A 273-nucleotide genomic window follows, 5' to 3' on the forward strand; every position below is an offset into this window, starting at 1 on the left:
AGCCCCGATCGACGCCATCGACGACACGCCAGCAGCTGTGAACGGCTTTGCGGGTGGAGACACTCCTTCCGTATTGGACAACGACACGCTGAATGGCGCGGCTGTTGATCCTGCAGACATCACGTTGACGCCTGGCACAGCGCCCAGCCCAACTGACGGCTCGATCACCATGAATGCGGACGGGACGATCACGGTTGCCCCCGGTACGACGGCTGGGACGTACAGCTATCCCTATACGATCTGCGATGCAGTGAACGCAGGCAACTGCGACAC

The 273-nt window shown here is 61.2% G+C and carries 1 protein-coding gene; it reads left to right on the forward strand.

Going from position 1 to position 273, the window contains the following annotated elements; translation table 11 throughout:
* Positions 1-273 (forward strand): Ig-like domain-containing protein (locus tag ACXAH3_RS16510; protein ID WP_474863368.1); only part of this gene is annotated, 273 nt, incomplete at both ends.

The sequence above is a fragment of the Aliiroseovarius sp. ABM4_368 genome (genome assembly GCF_056161205.1).